This is a genomic window from Agreia sp. Leaf335 (genome assembly GCF_001423605.1).
In the GTDB taxonomy this organism is placed as follows: Bacteria; Actinomycetota; Actinomycetes; order Actinomycetales; family Microbacteriaceae; genus Agreia.
In genome coordinates, this window is the sequence record NZ_LMOQ01000002.1 from 848,892 (window position 1) to 867,609 (window position 18,718).

At 67.1% G+C, this 18,718-nt stretch carries 18 protein-coding genes and 1 riboswitch; of the genes, 8 read left to right on the plus strand and 10 right to left on the minus strand.

Annotated elements, in window-relative coordinates:
- Positions 1–56: 56 nt before the first annotated feature.
- Genes rsmA through rsmI form a run of 4 tightly spaced genes read right to left on the minus strand, consistent with a single transcriptional unit; the run spans position 57 to position 4,279 of the window.
- The gene (gene rsmA, locus ASF79_RS10015; RefSeq protein WP_055783342.1) at positions 57–896 is read right to left on the minus strand and encodes a 16S rRNA (adenine(1518)-N(6)/adenine(1519)-N(6))-dimethyltransferase RsmA; all 840 of its coding nucleotides are present in this window, start codon (positions 894–896) and stop codon (positions 57–59) included.
- Positions 893–1,789, minus strand: coding sequence for a TatD family hydrolase (locus tag ASF79_RS10020; protein WP_055854352.1), 897 nt, complete (start codon positions 1,787–1,789; stop codon positions 893–895). Before ASF79_RS10020 ends, rsmA begins: the two co-directional genes overlap by 4 nt.
- Before the next feature lie 2 nt (positions 1,790–1,791).
- Entirely contained in the window at positions 1,792–3,369 is a 1,578-nt protein-coding gene (gene metG / locus ASF79_RS10025) for a methionine--tRNA ligase (protein WP_055854357.1), read from the minus strand.
- A 49-nt stretch (positions 3,370–3,418) separates the two neighbouring features.
- Complete coding sequence (rsmI, locus tag ASF79_RS10030; protein WP_055854360.1) at positions 3,419–4,279, minus strand: 16S rRNA (cytidine(1402)-2'-O)-methyltransferase; 861 nt, start codon at positions 4,277–4,279, stop codon at positions 3,419–3,421.
- Between the two features lie 76 nt (positions 4,280–4,355).
- On the opposite strand from rsmI, the gene ASF79_RS10035 reads away from it, so the two are divergent.
- From ASF79_RS10035 to ASF79_RS10045, 3 genes are read left to right on the plus strand one after another with little or no spacing between them, the layout of a single operon-like run.
- Positions 4,356–4,781: a GtrA family protein gene (locus ASF79_RS10035; protein ID WP_055854363.1), complete on the plus strand. Its 426-nt coding sequence runs from the start codon at positions 4,356–4,358 to the stop codon at positions 4,779–4,781.
- Between the two features lie 28 nt (positions 4,782–4,809).
- Positions 4,810–6,462, plus strand: coding sequence for a phospholipid carrier-dependent glycosyltransferase (locus ASF79_RS10040; protein WP_082495798.1), 1,653 nt, complete (start codon positions 4,810–4,812; stop codon positions 6,460–6,462).
- Positions 6,459–7,487 carry a YeiH family protein gene (locus ASF79_RS10045; RefSeq protein ID WP_055854367.1) on the plus strand — a complete coding sequence of 343 codons (1,029 nt, stop codon included), beginning with the start codon at positions 6,459–6,461 and terminating at the stop codon, positions 7,485–7,487. The genes ASF79_RS10040 and ASF79_RS10045 overlap by 4 nt, the downstream gene beginning before the upstream one ends.
- Here ASF79_RS10045 and ASF79_RS10050 read toward each other — a convergent pair.
- Together ASF79_RS10050 and ASF79_RS10055 are read right to left on the minus strand one after the other, a co-directional pair.
- Entirely contained in the window at positions 7,471–7,785 is a 315-nt protein-coding gene (locus ASF79_RS10050; protein ID WP_055783358.1) for a DMT family transporter, read from the minus strand. The two genes, ASF79_RS10045 and ASF79_RS10050, sit on opposite strands and share 17 nt — an antisense overlap.
- Before the next feature lie 19 nt (positions 7,786–7,804).
- Positions 7,805–7,871: riboswitch (guanidine-III (ykkC-III) riboswitch) on the minus strand.
- 6 nt (positions 7,872–7,877) lie between these two features.
- Positions 7,878–8,714, minus strand: coding sequence for a helix-turn-helix transcriptional regulator (locus ASF79_RS10055; protein ID WP_055854371.1), 837 nt, complete (start codon positions 8,712–8,714; stop codon positions 7,878–7,880).
- A gap of 100 nt (positions 8,715–8,814) precedes the next feature.
- Between ASF79_RS10055 and ASF79_RS10060 the strand changes: the two genes are divergently transcribed.
- Positions 8,815–9,558 (plus strand): SDR family oxidoreductase, encoded by a 744-nt coding sequence (locus tag ASF79_RS10060; protein WP_055854375.1) that lies wholly within the window; start codon positions 8,815–8,817, stop codon positions 9,556–9,558.
- Between the two features lie 3 nt (positions 9,559–9,561).
- Here the strand turns inward: ASF79_RS10060 and ASF79_RS10065 are convergent, their stop codons facing one another.
- On the minus strand, positions 9,562–11,010 hold the full coding sequence (locus ASF79_RS10065; RefSeq protein ID WP_055854380.1) for an MFS transporter: 1,449 nt from the start codon (positions 11,008–11,010) through the stop codon (positions 9,562–9,564).
- Between the two features lie 217 nt (positions 11,011–11,227).
- Between ASF79_RS10065 and ASF79_RS10070 the strand changes: the two genes are divergently transcribed.
- Positions 11,228–12,661 carry an L-serine ammonia-lyase gene (locus tag ASF79_RS10070; protein ID WP_055854383.1) on the plus strand — a complete coding sequence of 478 codons (1,434 nt, stop codon included), beginning with the start codon at positions 11,228–11,230 and terminating at the stop codon, positions 12,659–12,661.
- A 4-nt stretch (positions 12,662–12,665) separates the two neighbouring features.
- Here the strand turns inward: ASF79_RS10070 and ASF79_RS10075 are convergent, their stop codons facing one another.
- Positions 12,666–13,235 (minus strand): MOSC domain-containing protein, encoded by a 570-nt coding sequence (locus ASF79_RS10075; RefSeq protein ID WP_055854386.1) that lies wholly within the window; start codon positions 13,233–13,235, stop codon positions 12,666–12,668.
- Between the two features lie 80 nt (positions 13,236–13,315).
- Here ASF79_RS10075 and ASF79_RS10080 point away from each other — a divergent pair, with 80 nt between their 5' ends.
- Positions 13,316–13,726 (plus strand): rhodanese-like domain-containing protein, encoded by a 411-nt coding sequence (locus ASF79_RS10080; RefSeq protein ID WP_156366204.1) that lies wholly within the window; start codon positions 13,316–13,318, stop codon positions 13,724–13,726.
- Here ASF79_RS10080 and ASF79_RS10085 read toward each other — a convergent pair.
- Positions 13,643–14,491 carry a DeoR/GlpR family DNA-binding transcription regulator gene (locus tag ASF79_RS10085; protein WP_055783378.1) on the minus strand — a complete coding sequence of 283 codons (849 nt, stop codon included), beginning with the start codon at positions 14,489–14,491 and terminating at the stop codon, positions 13,643–13,645. The two genes, ASF79_RS10080 and ASF79_RS10085, sit on opposite strands and share 84 nt — an antisense overlap.
- 105 nt (positions 14,492–14,596) lie before the next feature.
- Between ASF79_RS10085 and galT the strand changes: the two genes are divergently transcribed.
- Together galT and galK are read left to right on the plus strand one after the other, a co-directional pair.
- Positions 14,597–15,718 (plus strand): galactose-1-phosphate uridylyltransferase, encoded by a 1,122-nt coding sequence (galT, locus tag ASF79_RS10090; RefSeq protein ID WP_055854394.1) that lies wholly within the window; start codon positions 14,597–14,599, stop codon positions 15,716–15,718.
- A complete protein-coding gene (galK, locus tag ASF79_RS10095) occupies positions 15,715–16,881 on the plus strand; it encodes a galactokinase (protein ID WP_055854398.1) in 1,167 nt (388 codons plus the stop codon). The genes galT and galK overlap by 4 nt, the downstream gene beginning before the upstream one ends.
- Here galK and ASF79_RS10100 read toward each other — a convergent pair.
- A complete protein-coding gene (locus ASF79_RS10100; protein ID WP_055854400.1) occupies positions 16,855–18,711 on the minus strand; it encodes a thioredoxin domain-containing protein in 1,857 nt (618 codons plus the stop codon). The genes galK and ASF79_RS10100 overlap by 27 nt on opposite strands.
- Positions 18,712–18,718 lie beyond the last annotated feature (7 nt).

Genomic DNA, 18,718 nt, shown 5'->3' on the forward strand with positions numbered 1-18,718 from the left:
AGCAAGCGATTCGTGCCGTCACGCACGCGAGCGTCACAGGCGGTAATGACGATTGCTTAGTTCTTGAACGCCGCGCGCCCGATACGGTGGAAATCCTCCATCGCCAAGGCTTCTCCGCGCATCGTGGGCTCCACGCCGGCGCGTTCGAGAACCTCCTGCGCCTGCTGGGTGTCGCCGAAGACCGGGATGAGCGATTGACGCAGCATCTTGCGCCGCTGCTGGAACGCGGCGTCGACGACCTCGAAGGTGCGTACGCGCACCTCTTCGGTGTCGGGAAGCGTCTCGTGGCGTTGGAACGAGACGAGCACGGAGTCGACGTTGGGAACCGGCCAGAACACCTGGCGACTCACGTTTCCGCTCGTCTTCCAGTCGCCGTACCACGCCGCCTTCACGCTCGGGCTGCCGTAGATCTTCGATCCGGGAACAGCGGCGAGCCGATGTCCGACCTCGGCCTGCACCATGACGACGCCCGACTGGATCGAGGGGAAGTGCTCGAGGAAGTGCAGCAGAACCGGAACCGAGACGTTGTAGGGCAGGTTGGCGACGAGCCGCACGGGCTCGTCGGGCAGGCTCTGGATGCTCATGGCGTCGTCGCGCACGACCGTCAGCCGGGCGTTCGGCTGCAGCGCGCGAACCGTGTCGGGCAGCTGGGCCGCAAGCCTCTTGTCGATCTCGACGGCGACCACCGAGGCTCCGGTCTCGAGGATGCCGAGGGTCAGCGACCCGAGCCCGGGCCCCACCTCGACGACGGTCTCCCCGGACTGCACGCCCGCGACGCGCACGATTCGGCGCACGGTGTTGCCGTCGATCACGAAGTTCTGACCGAGCTTCTTCGTCGGTGTCAGATCGAGCAGTTCCGCCAGGTCGCGGATCTCCGCTGGCCCCAACAGCGTCATTCGGCCGTCACCGGCTCTGAATCCCAGGTGCCGTAGACGAGCTCGGTGTTCGAGGTGATCTGAGCCGCGAGCATCGATACGTCGGTGCCGAGATGCGACGCCATGAACCGCAGGGTGTGCGGCAGCAGATACGGAGCGTTCGGCCGCCCCCGCAACGGTGTCGGCGTCAAGAACGGCGCATCCGTCTCGACGAGCAGCAGCTGACGCGGGGCGATCTCGAGGGCGTCGCGCAGATTCTCGGCGTTCTTGAACGTCACGGTTCCAGCAAACGACATGTACCAGCCGTTGTCGGCGCAGATGCGGGCCATCGCGCCGTCGCCCGAGTAGCAGTGGAAGACCGTGCGCTCCGGCGCTCCCACCCGAAGAAGCGTCTCGATGACGTCGTCGTGCGCGTCGCGGTCGTGGATCTGAAGGGCCAGTCCGTTCGTCTTGGCGATCTCGATGTGCGCCTCGAACGACCTGAACTGAGCAGCACGTCCCTCTTCCGGCGTGCGGAAGAAGTCCAGCCCCGTCTCGCCGATTGCCCGTACCCTCGGGCGTGTGGCGAGCTCGGCGATCACGGCGAGGGCCTCATCGAGCCGACCCGCCTCGTCGTAGCGCGGTGCCTCGTTCGGATGGATGGCGACGGCCGCCAGCATGCGCGGCTCGCGTGCCGCCTGCTCGGCCGCCCAGATGCTCGACTCGACGTCTCCGCCGACCTGCACGACTCCGCGTACACCGACGCTCGACGCCCGGTCGAGCTGCTCGAGGTAGTCGAGTACCTCGCGTTCGGGGCCCTCGCCCTCCTCGTTGCCTGAGCCTGTCGACGGGGGCGGGTCGAGGTGCGTGTGGTTGTCGTACACGCCCACCACGAGGGGCTCGGGCAGCGGCGGATAGCTGTGATCAGTAGGCACGACTACGCAGCCGACCCGTCGGACTCGCTCGTCTCGATGCGCGGGAACAGGGGCTCGAGAGCAGAGACCGTCGTGCCACCTGCCCAGTCGAACGCCGATCGAATGGGCTGGTCGGAGACCGCACCCGCACCGTTCAGCGCCGTCCACAGCTTGCTCGAGGCCTCGGGGATCACGGGCGAAAGCAGCACCGCCAGGGTTCCGATTCCGCGCACCGCCGTGTTGAGCACGGTTCCGAGCCTCTCCCGGTTCGCCGGGTCCTTCGAGAGCGCCCACGGCTCCTGCAGCGTGATGTACCCGTTCAGCTCGTCGACGAGCTGCCATACCTGGGCGATGGCCTCGTGGATGGCGAGTCGCGAGATGGCGTCGTCGGCGGCGGCCGTCACCCGCACCTCGGTGTCACGGATCGCCTGGTCCGGCGCATCCAGAACCCCGGCGTCGGGAACGACGCCGTCGAAGTAGCGGGTGACCATGGCGATCACACGAGACGCCAGGTTGCCGAAGCCGTTCGCGAGTTCGGCCTGGTAGCGGGCCGACAGATCCTCCCAGCTGAACGAACCGTCTTGGCCGAAGTTGATGGCACGCATGAAGTAGTAGCGGAACGCGTCGGAGCCGAAGGTGTCGGTGATCTGGTTCGGGGCGATACCGGTGAGCTTCGACTTCGACATCTTCTCGCCGCCGACGAGCAGCCACCCGTGGCCGAAGACCTGCTTCGGAACCTCGAGACCGGCGGCCATCAGCATCGCGGGCCAGATCACGGCGTGGAAGCGGGCGATGTCTTTTCCGACGATGTGGGTCGCGGGCCAACGCCGCGCGAAGGCCTCGTCGTCATAGCCGTAGCCGGCCGCGGTGATGTAGTTGAGCAGCGCGTCGAACCACACGTAGACGACGTGGGACTCGTCCCACGGAACCTTCACGCCCCAGTCGAACGTCTGCCGCGAGATCGACAGATCGGTGAGACCCCGTCGCACGAACGACACGATCTCGTTGCGCACGCTCTCGGGCTGGATGAAGTTCGGGTTCTCGTCGTAGAGGTCGAGCAGCCGCTGGCTGAACTCGCTCATCTTGAAGAAGTAGTTGCGTTCCTTCAGCAGCTCGACGGGCTTCGAGTGGATCGCGCAGACCTTCTGGCCGGCGTATTCGCCCGTGCCGTCGACGAGGTCGCTGTCGGCCTTGTACTCCTCGCAGCCCACGCAGTAGTAGCCCTCGTACTCGCCGGTGTAGATGTACCCCGCATCGAAGAGGCGCTGGAGGAAGAGCTGCACGTTGACCTCGTGGCGCTCATCCGTCGTGCGGATAAAGTCGTCGTTCGAGATGTCGATCGTCTTCAGCAGGGGCTGCCATGCCGTCTCGACCAGGCGGTCGGCCCACTCCTTGGGAGTGACGCCGTTGGCGGTGGCCGTGCGCAGGATCTTCTGCCCGTGCTCGTCGGTTCCGGTGAGGAACCAGGTGTCGTCACCCGCTTGACGGTGCCAGCGCGCGAGCACGTCGGCGGCCACCTCTGTGTACGCGTGCCCGATGTGGGGCACGTCGTTCACATAGAAAATAGGCGTGGTGACATAAAACGAGGAGCCGTCGGACATGCTCCCCATCATAAAGGCGCGGCTCGAGTGCACCTGCCCGTGTTACGAGCTACAGAAGAGGCAGCTGCGCGTGCTCGTTCGCGGGGGTGCGCCCCGTGCGCTGCGCCAACGCCGCCTCGTACAGGTCGCGCCTGGAGAGTCCCGTGGCCTCGGCGATCGCAGCCGACGCGTCCTTCAGCCTCGTGCCGTCGGCGACCAGTTCGAGCACCTGTACGACCCCTGTGGCCAGGTCGACCTCGAGCGGCTCTGCACCGGCGACGACGATCACGATCTCGCCCTTCACGCCGGCCTCGGCCCATTCCAGCAACTCGGATGCCGTGCCGCGTTTCACCTGCTCGTACATCTTCGTGAGTTCCCGCGCCACCGCCACTCGGCGGTCCGCGCCGAGGGCTGCGGCGATGTCGGCGAGAGACGCGGCGATGCGGTTCGGAGACTCGAAGAACACCATGGTGCGCCGCTCCCGGGCCAGCGCTCCCAGAACCTGAAGCCGCTCACCCTGCTTGCGCGGCAGAAACCCCTCGAAGGTGAATCTGTCTGTGGGCAGACCCGACACCGCGAGCGCCATGAGCACGGCGGAGGGGCCCGGGATCGCGGTGACCTCGACGCCCGCGGCGACGGCGGCGGCCACGAGGTGGAACCCCGGATCGGACACCGTCGGCATGCCCGCATCGCTCATCACGACGAGGTCGGCAGTGCGGGCGAACTCCACGAGTTCCGCCGCCTTCTCCCGCTCGTTGTGATCGTGCAGGGCGACCAACCGCGGCCGGTTCTCGAGGTTCAGGGCACGCAGCAGCTTGATCGCGACCCGGGTGTCTTCGGCCGCGATGAGCTCGCAGGCCTCGAGCGTCTCGACGAGACGCACCGACGCATCCTTCAGATTGCCGATGGGCGTGCCCGCGAGGATGATCATTGCCTCAGCGTATCGAGCGCTGACCCTTCGCACGTCGGTCGGGTAGCATCGGGCGGCGGCGAGACGGAGGGCACGCATGACGAAATCAGACGGACGCTCCTTCGTCGCCACCCTGTGGCAGAGTCGTGTGCTCCGCTTCGGCCTGATCGGCGGCCTCAACAACCTGCTGTCGTACGGCATCTTCGTCGCCCTGACACTGGCCGGAATGCCGTCTATCGCCGCAGCCACGATCACGTATGCCACGGGCATGGTCGTCAGCTACGTCGCCAATCGCTCGTTCACGTTCCGCCACACGGGCAGCGCCAGACGCTCCCTGGTTCGATTCGTCGTCGTGAACCTTGCGGGTTACGCCCTGAACGTCGCGATCCTCGCGCTGTTCGTCGAGCTGATCGGGTGGAATGCGCTCGTCGTGCAATTGGGTGCCATCGTCGTCGTCGCGACCGGAATCTTCCTCGGGATGCGCTTCTGGGTCTTTCGCGGGGACGGCACCCCGGACGCGTGATTCGGCGGCGTCGGCGACGGCACCTACGATGGGGCAGGTGACCGAGCCCCGCACCCCGATCGACTTCGACGAGACGCTCGCGGCGCAGACCGAGTTGCAGGCGCCGGCGCAGCCCGAGCCGACCGGGTCGAGACTCGACGAGTGGTGGGGCCGTCTCCTTTCCACGCCCGGCCGACAGCGCCTGTGGGCGTGGGGCGGGCCGATCGCCGTCACTCTCCTCGCCGCCATCCTGCGCCTGGTCAATCTCGGGCATCCGCACTCGCTGGTCTTCGACGAGACGTTCTACGTCAAGGATGCCTACACGACGCTGCGCAACGGCTACGAGTCGACCTGGCCGGCCGATGCCGATGAGGCGTTCAACGCGGGCGACACAGACGGGTTCCTTCAGCAGGGGTCCTTCGCCGTCCATCCGCCGCTCGGAAAGTGGGTGATCGCACTCGGTCTGGCCGTCTTCGGCGCCGACTCGAGCGTCGGCTGGCGCATCTCGGTCGCCGTCTGCGGAATCCTCCTCGTGCTCCTCACCACGCTCGTGGCCAAGAAGCTGTTCAACTCCACCTTCCTCGCGACGGTCGCCGGTTTCCTCATCGCCATCGACGGCCACGCCATCGTCATGAGCCGCGTCGCACTGCTCGACGGCATCTTCGCGCTCGTCGCCCTCGCCGGAGTCGGCGCCGTTCTCATGGATCGCGAGTGGCACGCGAGGCGGCTTGACGAGAAGGTCATGGTCTCGGAGAAGCTCGGCCGGGTCGCCCGGTGGGGACCAGCGCTCTGGTGGCGCCCCTGGGTGCTCGCCGCAGGCATCCTGTTCGGTCTGGCCTCGAGCGTCAAGTGGTCTGGCCTGTACTTTCTCGCCGCCTTCGCCGTCTATCTGGTCGTCGTCGATGCCCTCGCACGCCGCCGAGCAGGGCTGCCGCTGTGGGCTGCAGGGGCGATCCTCAAGCAGGGGCCCATCACTTTTCTGCTGACCGTTCCGATCGCGATCGTCGCCTACCTCTCCACCTGGTCGGGCTGGTTCCTCACCTCGGGCGGAATGTACCGGCAGTGGGTGCAGACGTCGGGCGAGCACTGGACCGGCCCGCTCGCCTGGGTTCCCAATTGGGCACAGAACTTCTGGCATCTCGAGGCAGCGGTGTACAACTACCACGTCAACGAGCACACACCCCATCCGTATCAGGCCAACCCCTTCTCGTGGCTGTTCCTCATCCGCCCCACGCAGATGTACATCAGAACCCTCGACAACGGTCAGGGCGGCTGCGGGGCAGACACCTGCTACGAGAACATCACCTCGATCGCGAACCCCATCATCTGGTGGGCGGGAACGGCGGCGCTGCTCTACCTGGTCTTCCGATTGATCCGCAAACGCGAGTGGGTCGTCGGGTTCATACTCGTGGGCATGGTCGCGGGCTATCTGCCGTGGCTGCTCTACGTGAACCGCACGATTTACCAGTTCTATACGATCGCCTTCGAACCGTATCTGATCCTTGGGCTGGTCTTCGTGATCGGTCTGGCGCTGGGTAAACGCACAGACCCCCGATGGATGCGAGTGGGCGGCGTGCGCGCGGTCATCGCGTTCCTGATCATCTGCTCGGCCGTCACGGTGTTCTTCTATCCCGTGTGGACAGCGCAGGAGATTCCCGGCTGGCTGCTCTCGCTGCACTACTGGCTGCCCACCTGGCGATGACCCGGTCAACGCTTCGTGCCTGGCCACCGGGCATGCTCGTCGCCGCTGCTGCCGCCGGCATCGCGTTCGTGCTGCATCTCGCGTTTCCTGCCCTGCCTCTGCTGACCGTCTCCGTGGCGCTCGGCGTGGTCGTCGCTCAGATTCCGGCGCTGCGGCCTCTGCTCGACGGCCCACTGAAGGCCGGACTCTCGCTGTCGGCACGACGCCTGCTGCGCATCGGCATCGTGCTTCTCGGCCTCAAGCTGAGCCTCGTCGACATCGCCGGCCTCGGCGTGGTCACGATCATCGCCATCGTCCTGGTGGTCGTCCTCACGTTCGGCGTCACCCTGCTGCTCGGCCGCATGCTCGGCCTGCCCGGCTACCAGCCGCTGCTCATCGCCGCCGGTTTCTCGATCTGCGGCGCATCCGCCGTCGGCGCCATGAGCGCGGTCACGCGCGCCAAAGACTCGGAGAGCGCCACCCCGATCGCTCTCGTCACGCTGTGTGGCACCCTCGCGATCGTGCTGCTGCCGCTCGCCCGCATCCCCCTGGGCTTCGACGCTTCGGAGTTCGGAACCTGGGTCGGGCTCAGCGTGCACGACGTGGGTCAGGTCGTGGCGACCGCTCAGATCGCCGGGCCCGTCGCCCTGGCTGCCGCCGTGGTCGTGAAGCTCACCCGCGTTCTCACGCTCGCCCCGATTGTGGCCATCGTGGGTGCCGTCGAGCGCCGCCGCACCCCGCTCTCCTCAGACGAAGCACCCTCGAAGCGCCCGCCGATCGTTCCCCTGTTCGTGCTCGGCTTCATTGCGGCGGTTCTGATCCGAACGTTCGTGCCGCTGACTCCCGAGCTGCCCGCGGTGGCCGATGTGGTGCAGACGGCCCTGCTCGCCACAGCCCTGTTCGCGCTGGGCACGGGCATCCGATTCGCCGAGCTGGCGCGCACGGGCTGGAAGGCTCTGATCGTGGGTCTCGGTTCGTGGGTGTTCATCGCCGCACTGTCGGTCGTGGCCGTCTGGGTGACGACCGGCCTCAGTGCAGCACCTTGAGCCCGACGACGCAGGCCACGATGCCGAGCACCAGAAGCAGCTTCACGATCGAGACTCCCTCTCCCCCGAAGAACATCGCATAGCCGACTGTCAGCGCGGCTCCGATGCCGACCCACACGGCGTACGACGTGCCGACCGGGATGTCGCGCATCGAATACGCCAGCCCGGCCATGCTCAGCACGAGCGCGCCGACGAAGATGAGACTCGGCCAGAGCCGAGTGAAACCCTCTGACTTGCCCAGGGCTGTTGCCCACACGGCTTCGAGGATTCCCGAGACGATGAGTACGATCCATGACATGACTGCTGCGCTCCTTAGCGGTGGTCAGTCTTGTCGCGTTCCGGGTACTGCGCCCTCGTCCGGTGGCCCCCATTCGGGGACGTCGATCAAGCCTAGGCGAAGGTCTGGTTGCCGACAACCCGCAGCAGGGCCAACTTCTCCGCCGCCTCGCTGCCCGGCGACGCCGTGAGCACGAGCAGCGTCTGCGCCTGATTCTCGGTGAACAACGCCTGGCAGTCGACCTCGATCTCGCCGATCTCCGGGTGCACGAGCGTCTTGTGATCGTCGAATCTGTTGCGCACCTCGTGCAGTTCCCAGATCGTCGCGAATTCCTCGCTCGACGCCAGCAGCTCGGCGACGATCGCCCGACCACGCTCGGACTCGCCCGAGGCGGAGACCGCGGCCCGCAGCGCAGAGACCTGGATGCGACTCTGATGATCGTGGTCTCGCTGCGGATACCGGCTGCGCGCCTCAGGGTCGGTGAACCAGCGGTACACGGCGCTCGCCGCCAGACCGGTGAACCGCGTCTCGTCGCCGAGCAACGCTGTGGCCATGTCGTTCTGTGCCAGCGTCTCCGCGAGGTCGGAGAGAACGAGGGCGGGGGTGTCGTCGAGCCGATCGAGAACGCGCATGAGGGCGGGCGCCACGTGATGGGTCGCGAGTGCGCGACGCGGCGCGTTGTGACCGGTGAGCCGGAACAGGTGGTCGCGCTCATCGGGAGTCAGCCGGAGTCCGCGAGCGATCGCAGCGACCATCTGCTCCGATGGCTGCGGACCGCGTTGCTGCTCGAGCCTCGAGTAGTAGTCGGTCGACATGCCGACGAGGAGAGCGACCTCCTCGCGCTTCAGACCGGGCGTCCGCCGTCTCGGTCCGTCGAGCAGGCCCACGTCGCGCGGCTGCAACGCCTCCCGGCGGCGTCTGAGAAAGTCGGCGAGTGCGGGTCTGTCCATGTGACCATCGTGGCGGTGCGCAGTCCCCGCAACAAGGGACTGCGAATCCGTGGACAAACGCTCCCTTCTGCACCCCCGTCGATCGGTGTTGAGTGGAGCCATGAACATCACCGGAAACACCATTTTCATCCCCGGCGCCACGTCGGGACTCGGACTCGGTCTGGCTCTGCGTTTTCAGGCAGCCGGCAATCACGTGATCGTAGGAGGGCGACGCACCGAACTGCTCGATCGCATCGTCGCGGAGAACCCGGGAATCGACTCCGTGCAGATCGATACCGCCGACGCCGCTTCGATCGAACGTGCCACGCAGCGGGTCGTCACCGAGCACCCCGAACTCGACACGGTCATTCTGATGGCCGGAATCATGCAGCCCGAAGACCTGCATTCCGCCGGCTTCCTCGACACCGCCGAGCGCACGATCACCACGAACCTCCTCGGCCCGATCAGGCTCATCGCCGCCCTCGTGCCGCATCTGGCGTCGCGTCCGAGCGCCACGATCATGACCGTCTCCTCCGGCCTCGCCTTCGTACCCCTGCCGGCCACGCCGACCTACAGCGCGACCAAAGCCGCCATCCATTCGTTCACGCAGAGCCTGCGCGTGCAGCTCGCCGACACCTCGATCGAGGTGCTCGAACTCGCACCTCCCGCCGTCGCCACCAGCCTCATGGGCCAGGAAGACGACCCGAACGCCATGCCCGTCGAGGAATTCCTCGACGAGACCATGTCGATCCTCGCCTCACAGCCGGATGCGCGCGAGATTCTCGTGAGTCGGGTCGGCTTTCTGCGGTTCGCCGAGAGGGAGGGCCGCACCGACGAGGTGCTCACCATCCTCTCGGCGCACTGACGCCTATTTCTTGATCGCCGACAGCGGGTTCGTGATGGTCTCGAGCGACTTGCGCTCTGCGTCCACCCCGAAGATCAGGGCTATCAGGCCTCCGACGAACATGATCGCGGCCCCGAGGAAGTAACCGAAGGTCAGGGGGCCGCGGTCGGTCCCGTCTCCGATCAGGATTCCGTAGAGCAGCGGTGCGACCGACCCGGCGATCTGGCCGAGGGCGAAGAAGTACGAGATCGCCTGACTGCGGATCTCGAGCGGGAACGTCTCGCTGACGGTGAGGTAGGCGCTCGAGGCTCCGGCCGACGCGAAGAAGAACGACACGCACCAGAAGATGGTCTGGGTCGTCGCGTCGAGCACGTCCATGCTGAAGAGCACAGCGGATGCCGCCAGCACGGCCGCCGAGACACCGTACGTGAGGAAGATCATCTTGCGCCGGCCCCACACATCGAAGAAGTGCCCGAGCAGCAGCGGGCCGAGCAGGTTTCCGATCGCGAACGGGAAGAAGAAGTACTGCGTCGACGATGGGGAAGTTCCGTAGAAATTCTGCAGAACCAGCGCGTAGGTGAAGAAGATCGCGTTGTAGAGGAACGACTGGGTGACCATCATCGTGGCGCCGACGAGGGTGCGCTTCGGATAGAGCTTGAAGAGCACGTGCACGATCGTCTTGAAAGGCACTCGCTCGGTCTCGGTGACCGTGATGGCCTTGCTCTCGTCGACCGGCTCGATGTCGCCGCCCTGAGCCTTCACCCGCTTCTCGATGTCGTCGACCGTCGCCTCGGCCTCCTCTTCGCGCCCGTGGGTCATGAGCCAGCGCGGGCTCTCGGGAATGTGGCGGCGCAGGTAGATGATGGCGAGTCCGAGCACAGGGCCGATGAAGAAGCCGATGCGCCAGCCGATGTTCTCGTCGAAGATGTCGGGGTTCAGCAGAAAGAGATTGGCGGCCGATCCCAACGCGGCGCCACCCCAGTAGGTGCCGTTGATAGCGATGTCGACGCGGCCCCGGTACTTCGATGGGATGAGCTCGTCGATGGCCGAGTTGATCGCGGCGTACTCGCCGCCGATGCCCATGCCGGCGAAGAAGCGAAAGGCCAGCAGGAACCACATGTTCGGTGCCAGGCCGGCGATGCCGCTGGCGATGAGGTAGATGGCCAAGGTCAGGATGAAGAGCTTCTTGCGCCCGAGCTTGTCGGAGAGACGCCCGAAGATCAGCGCACCCGCGATCTGTCCGAACAGGTACACGGTTCCGAGCAGGCCCACCTCCGCCGCGGTCATGTCGAGCGCCTTCTGGAATCCGGCGGAGGCGACGATCTGGATCTCGAGCCCGTCGAGCACCCACGAGAAGCCCAGGCCGACCACGATCGACCAATGGAATCTCGTCCAGGGAAGCCTGTCCATGCGGGCAGGAACGAGGCTGCGGACGCCGCCGTCTTTGCCGCGGGCTGGTGCAGAAGCCGACATCGTGAACTCCCTCGAACGTCGAATCAGATGACAAACGTCAACAGATTAGTCCTCAGAGAAATGCGGGGTCAGCCGATGCGTGGGCACCGCCTCGAGGTCTACAATCCGCACGCAGATTCGTGCCATCTCGAGTCGTGGGCGCTCGTCTTTTCGGCGGGCGGGGCCAGGATGTTGCGCCACGGGTGTGCGCGCCCCGCTCGCCTATTAGGGTCTGGGTGTGACCGCATACGTCTCTCTCTTCGACCTGTTCTCGGTGGGCATCGGTCCGTCGAGTTCGCACACCGTCGGCCCGATGCGCGCCGCGCTCGATTTCGTCGACCGTCTCCGCGCATCCGGAGCACTAGAAGGCGTTCGCAGCGTCACCTGCACGCTCTATGGATCGCTGGGTGCAACGGGTCTCGGACACGGCACGCCCGACGCCGTCGTCGCCGGCCTGCAGGGCCTCGACCCGGAGAGCTGTGACCCCGACCTCGTGCACGGCGCCTGGTCGGGACTCGTGCGCGGCAGCTCGACCGCGCTGCGCGACGCCGGATTCCTCGAACTGGCGTCCGGCGGAGACCGCAGCACGATCGACCTCGGCGGAACCCATCCGATCGCCATCGAGCAGTCGGACATCTCGTTCGAAGCGCACACCCGGTTGCCCGCACACCCGAACGCCCTGAGCCTCGTCGCCTGGGGCGACGCCGACGCGCTCCCCTTGCTCAGCGAGACCTACTACTCGGTCGGCGGCGGGTTCATCCAGCGCGACGGCGACGACTCGTCGAGCATTCCGCTGGTCGAGCATCCGCTATCGTTCGCGAGCGCCAACGCCCTCTTAGAGGTCTGCGAGTCGACCGGACTCAGCATCGCCGAGGTCGCCTGGCGCATCGAGACCGAACTGCACGGCGAGGACGCCGTGCGCGCGCAGCTCGATCGCATCTGGAACGCGATGGAGGCCTGCATCGACGCGGGCCTGACCGCAACGGGCACGTTGCCCGGAGGGCTCAACGTGCCGAGACGCGCGACCCGACTTCGCGAGCGCCTCGAGCTCGAACGCGAGACCGCCACCGGCGACCACGACACCTCCACCGAGTGGCTGCACGCCTACGCTCTGGCGGTCAATGAGGAGAACGCCGCGGGCGGCCGGGTCGTGACGGCTCCGACCAATGGCGCGGCGGGCATCGTTCCCGCGGTCGGCCGGTACTACCTCGACTTCGTGCGCGGCGCGGATCGCGAGGGCATCCACCGCTATCTCCTGACGGCCACCGCCATCGGCTCGCTGTTCAAGTCGAACGCGTCGATCTCAGGCGCCGAGGCCGGATGCCAGGGGGAGGTCGGGTCGGCGTGCGCCATGGCGTGCGGTGCCCTGTGCGCCGTGCTCGGCGGCACCCCGCGCCAGGTCGAGAACGCGGCAGAGATCGCCATGGAGCACCACCTCGGACTGACGTGCGACCCCGTCGGCGGCCTCGTGCAGGTTCCGTGCATCGAGCGCAACGCGATCGCGTCGTCGACCGCGGTCAGCGCGGCGAGGCTCGCCATGAACGGCGACGGAACGCACCTGGTGTCGCTCGACATGGTGATCGAGACGATGCGACAGACCGGAGTAGACATGTCGACGAAGTACAAGGAGACGAGCGAGGGCGGCCTCGCGGTGAACGTGATCGAGTGCTGACGCGTTAGAACAGTCGAGCGTCGTCGTCGTCGAGGCGTAGCGACGACCGCAGCACGGCCAAACCTGTCGTGAGCTCGCCGCTGGTCAGCGGCTCGCAGCGCAGCCCGCCTCTTCCGCGCAGTGCCTTGTGTGCACCCGGGGCGAGCATCACATCCATCCACGCGCAGGGATTGGCCGGCCGATGCGCGTGGAACAGTACCGGGCCCAGGCCAGAATCGAGCGAGAAATCGGCCCCGCGAAGTCGATCGACGTCCACCCCGCGAACCAGGATGTTGCGGCGCGTGTCGAGCGGGTCGAGAGCGTTGGCGAGACCGAGGGCCCGTTCGACGTACTCGACCGATTCGACGGCCATGATCGTCACGGAGGCCGTGCGATGTGCCGCCTTGCCGAAGTGCCTGTCGCCGACGATACCGAGATGGGCTCGAACAGCGACTCGTTCGAAGTCTTCCGGCCCGACAGCGGGCCGAGGACCGTCTAACGGGCGGCCCTCGTAGCGATGGAGGGTGGAGGCCAGCAGATGCTCGATGCTCACCCGATACTCGAACTCGAGATTCGACCCGGATGCGTCCTCCACAGAACACAGGCTAGTCGGGCTTTGTTACCCCCGCTTACGAGGGAGGCCGCGCTGTCGGTGGCTCGGGTTAGCGTGAGCGTGTGAATACCGTTACGCCAGCCGCGCCCGGGCCCTACCTGCCGTCGTCGACCGTGTCGACGCAGTGGCTCGCCGATCATCTCGGCGCCGACAACCTGGCGATAGTGGCGGCCGCCAACCGGGTGCGACTCCTGTCGCTTCGGCTCGACGTCGCCATCAGCACCATCGTCGTCTACGACGAGAACGACGGTCTGTGTGCTTCAGAGTCGGCGCACACCCTGCGCGAGGCGGGGTTCGAGCGCGTCGCGGTGCTCACCGGCGGCCGACAGAAGTGGCTCAGCGAGCAGCGACCCGTCGACCTGCACGAGCTCGCCCACCGCAACGGGCGGTCACCGCTCTATACCGGCTACGTCTATACCGGCTACGTCTATGCCAGCGTCGACCCGGGTTACGTCGAGCCCCGCCTCGCGTAGCTCGTTAAGCGGCGCTGCTCGGGCGGAATGCCCGGTGATCACGCTGTCGACACCCCCGACGGGCGCGACTCGTCCGAGGTGAACCTGGCCGATCTTCGACCCGTCAGCCAAGACGATCCGTCTGGTCGCCGCCCCGAGCATCCGTCTCTTGATCTCGGCCTCGGGCAGGTTGATGTTCGTGATGCCGTGCTCTACGTCGACTCCGTTGCAGCCAATGAACGCGATGTCGGCGTGCAGGCTGTCGAAGAGCCCATCGGCCATCGGGTTCACGAGGGAGTGCTGGAGCGCCCTCAGCGTGCCGCCGGTGACGATGACGCTGAAGCGGGGCAGCGCCCTCTCGAGCTCGAGCGCGATCTTCAGGCCGTTCGTGATGATCACGACGTCGTGCAGATCGGCCCGATCGACGAGAGCCCGCGCTAACGCGGCCGCCGTCGTTCCCACGTCGATGATCACGGAGTCCCCTGGCGACACGAGTGCCGCGGCATGGGCCGCGATGCGCAGCTTCTCGTCCCACAGAGAACCGAGCGCCTCCTCGAAGGCGGGCTCGGTGCGTCTCGGCGTGGCCGAGGTCACCGCTCCCCCGTGCACTCGATCGAGCTGGCCCGCGGATTCGAGCGCGTCGAGGTCGGATCTGATCGTCACTTCGGAGACCCCGAAGACCACACTCAACTCGGTCACCTTGACGAACCCGCCCGCGGCCAGCAGCTCGAGGATGCGGGCGCGACGCACCGGTGCGGGGGCGTTGACGAATTCGAGATCGGACACAAGACGACTTTCGTTTATTTGCGATTGCTTGTCAATTCTTGCCGTGCAATACTGTCGCGTGTTGTGCCGCCGAGCGTGATCCGCGCTCGCGAGAAAGGGCTCGCTATGTCCACCATCGCCGTTCGAGAGACCGTGCTCGCAGACGGACGTCAACTCATCTACTTCGATGACGCAGACACCACCCTGTCGCCCGAGCGACGGCCCGACGCGCGCGTGCTCGATCCTCGCCCAGCGACCGCGAGCATGAGGCAGGACGTGCTGACCGGCGAGTGGGTCTCCATCGCGGCGGCCCGCCAGAACCGGGTGTTCCTCCCCTCCGATGACGCAGACCCGCTGGCGCCGGCCACACCCACGAACCCCTCCGAGATCCCCGACGTCTACGACGTTGCGGTCTTCGAGAACCGCTCCCCCTCGTTCGGCCCGCTGCTCGTCGACGACAATGCGCCCCGGGGTCTCGACGACCTCGCCGAACTCGGGCTCGAGCGCACACGTACCTCCGTGGGCCGCTGCGAAGTCGTGTGCTTCAGCCCAGCCCACACCGGCTCGTTCGCCTCTCAGACTCCCTCGCGCGCCCGCACGATCGTCGAGGCCTGGGCACAGCGCACCGCCGCCCTGTCGGCCATGCCCTCGATCGAGCAGGTCTTTCCGTTCGAGAACCGCGGCGCCGAGATCGGCGTCACCCTCAACCACCCGCACGGCCAGATCTACGCGTACCCCTACGTCACACCGCGCACCACCAAACTGCTCGACTCGATCGACAGGTTCGGCCCCGACATGTTCGCCCAGATCCTCGAGCGCGAACAGGCCTCCGAGCGCGTGCTGCTGCGCGGCGAGCACTTCACGGCGTTCGTGCCCTTCGCGGCGCGCTGGCCCATCGAGGTGCACATGCTGCCGCACCGGCACATCCCTGACCTCGCGGCAACGACGGCCGAGGAGCGAGACGAGCTGGCCGTGCTCTACCTGCGTCTCCTTCGCGGAATCGACGCCCTGTACGACACCCCCACGCCCTACATCTCCGCCTGGCACCAGGCACCGGTGAACAAAGGCCGCGACGACGTGCGCTTGATGTTGCAGGTCACCTCGCCCCGGCGGGCCGCGAATCGGCTCAAGTACCTCGCAGGCTCGGAGGCTGCCATGGGCGCCTTCATCGGAGACGTGCCTCCGGAGACATCCGCCGCACTCGTTCGCGAGGCGATCGCCCGCGCTGACCAGGAGAACCCCGTATGACCCACGACGACATCGCAACCCAGGCGGCCACCGACTTCCACACCCGATTCGGCCGCCCGGCCGATGGAGTCTGGTCGGCACCGGGCCGCGTCAATCTGATCGGCGAGCACACGGACTACAACGAGGGCTTCGTGCTGCCGTTCGCGATCGACCGTCGCACATGGGCGGCAGTCGGCCTGCGCGACGACAACACCGCGCGTGTCACCAGCACGTTCAGTGACGAGGAGGTCGAGGTAGAGCTCTCCTCCGTCGGCCCCGAGGAGCTCGACGGATGGTCGGCCTACCCTCTCGGAATCGCCTGGGCCCTCGGAGAGAACGGCGTCGATCTCGCCCAGCAGCGCGGCTTCGACGCGCACATCGCCTCCGACGTCCCCGTCGGCGCCGGACTGTCGTCGTCGGCCGCCATCGAAGGCGCGATCGTCCTCGCTCTCGACGAACGCTGGCAGCTCGGACTCGACAGGCCGACCCTCGCCCGCGTCGGACAGCTGGCAGAGAACGAGGCCGTCGGCGCTCCGACCGGAATCATGGATCAGTCGGCATCTCTGCTCGGGCGACGCGACTCGGCCGTGTTCCTCGACTGTCGCTCACTGCGCTCCGAGATCGTCGACCTCGGCTTCGCCGGGGCCGGGCTCGCGATCGTCATCATCGATACCAAGGTGAGCCACTCCCACGCGACCGGCGGATACGCGGCCCGCCGTGCATCCTGCGAGGCGGGCGCCGCCGCTCTCGGCGTCGAGAGCCTGCGCGACGTCGGCGTCGCCGACCTCGACCGAGCGCGCGAGGTCATGGACGACGAGACGTTCCGCCGCGTTCGGCACGTCGTCACCGAGAACGCCCGCGTGCTCGCCACGGTGCGTGCCCTGCGCGAGAGCGGGCCCCTCGCCATCGGCGAGATCCTGGATGCGTCGCACGTGTCGATGAGAGACGATTTCGAGATCTCGGTGCCGCAGCTCGACCTCGCTGTCGTGGCCGCTCGTGAGGCCGGAGCCATCGGCGCCCGCATGACGGGCGGCGGCTTCGGCGGTGCGGCAATCGCCTTGACGCCCGTCGACCTGATCGACGAGGTTACCGCGCGCGTCACCGAGGCGTTCGCGCAGGCCGGCTACACCGCACCCGAGATCTTCACGGTCACCCCGTCAGACGGAGCCCAGCGCGAGTTCTAACTCCCGAGGATCCGTGACCGGCAGCCGGCAGACGAAGTCGGTGCACAGATAGGCGGTGCTGCGACCGTCCGAGGTCGCGCGCCCCTCGAGCAGCCCGAAACCCGCCTCGGACCACTCCCTGGCCTGCGACTCCGACACGACCACGGTCAGCGACGCAGTGTTTCTGCGCGCCTCGTCGACCAGCGAATCGGGTGCACTCACGGCGGCATCCGGTGTCACGACGACCAGCTGCTGTGTCGGATCAAGCAGCCTCTGCACGAGTTCGAGCGTCGCGCCGAATCCGATCGGCCGGGTCAGGGCCTCTGCAGCGACCCCACCGACCGTCTGCGAGACGATCTCGCGGTAGCGCGCCTCGCCTGTGAGGTCGAACAGCGTGAGCGCGGCTGAGCAGACCGCGCTGACGCCGGAGGGATACGCACCTTCGGCGGTGTCGACCGCGGCCGCGATGTTCTGCGCCGACAGCACGGCGTCCCGCCCGCCCGGCGCGGTGAAGCCGGCGTCGAGGACGGCGTCGACGAACTGGCGGGCGCTGATCGCGTAGTGCGCTCGCCCCGTAGCGGCGGCCAGGGCGAGAAGCCCCCCGGCGAATGCGCCGTAATCCTCGAGTGTCGCGGCCGCGTCCGATCGCCGCGAACCGATGGATGCGCGCAGCAGCAGGCCGTCGGCTCTCACGTGCGACCCGAGCAGGTAGTCGGCGGCTCGCATCGCCGCGTCGATCCACTCGGCGTGACCGAGCGAGAAGCCGGCGCGCGCGAGTGCCGCTATGGCGAGACCGTTCCAGCCGGTGAGAATCTTCGCGTCGACCGCGGGAGGGGTCTCTCTAGCCCGACCCGCAGCATCCAGGGCGTAGTAGCCACCCTCACTCCGCGACCCCGCGACCGTGCTCTCGGAATCCTGCGCGGAGCCGAAGCCGCCCTCCGGCTGCTGCAGCACCGAGATGAGGAACGACGCGATCCCCTCGGCGGTGTGGCGCGCCTCCGCGGCCTGGGCATCGTGCCCCGCGGCGAGCCTCGCGTACTCGTCGAGCAGAAGGGCATTGTCGTAGAGCATGCGCTCGTAGTGCGGATCGCTCCAGTCTCGATTCACGCTGTAGCGGAAGAACCCGCCCTCGAGCGGGTCGCGCAGCGGCGAGCGGCTCATGGTCAGAAGAGTGCGCGCCGCGAGCGGGCTGCCTCTGCGCAGCAGCATCGACAGCACGGGAGCGACGGGGAACTTGGGTGCGCCGCCGAAGCCCCCGTAGGTGCTGTCTTCGTACGCCTCGAGGTCGCGCACCGCCTGCGCCATTCGCTCTTCGGCGTCATCGGGAAGCGCCCCCGTGGGCGTGGCCACGGCGGTCTGCGCCAGCGCATCCGAGATCGCGTCGGCCGTGAGATCGACCTGGTCTCTTCTCGATCTCCACGCGTCGTCGACGGCGTCGAGCACCTGAGAGAACGACGGGTGACCCTGAATCGGCACCGGCGGTGAGTAGGTGCCGGCGAAGAACGCCTTGCCCTCCGGGGTGACGAAGACGTTCAGCGGCCAGCCCAGACCCTGAGTGAATGCGCCGGCCGCCGCGAGGTATACCGAGTCGACCTCGGGATGCTCCTCGCGGTCGACCTTGATCGCCACGAAACCAGAGTTGAGCTGTGCCGCCAACTGCGGGTCGGAGAACGATTCGCGCGCCATGACGTGGCACCAGTGACAGGTGGAATACCCGATCGAGACGAGCACCGGAACATCGCGGCGCTTCGCCTCATCGAACGCCTCAGTTCCCCACGCGAACCAGTCCACCGGGTTGTCGGCGTGGGAGCGCAGATAGGGGCTGATCGCGTCGCGGAGCCTGTTCGTCATGGCGCGC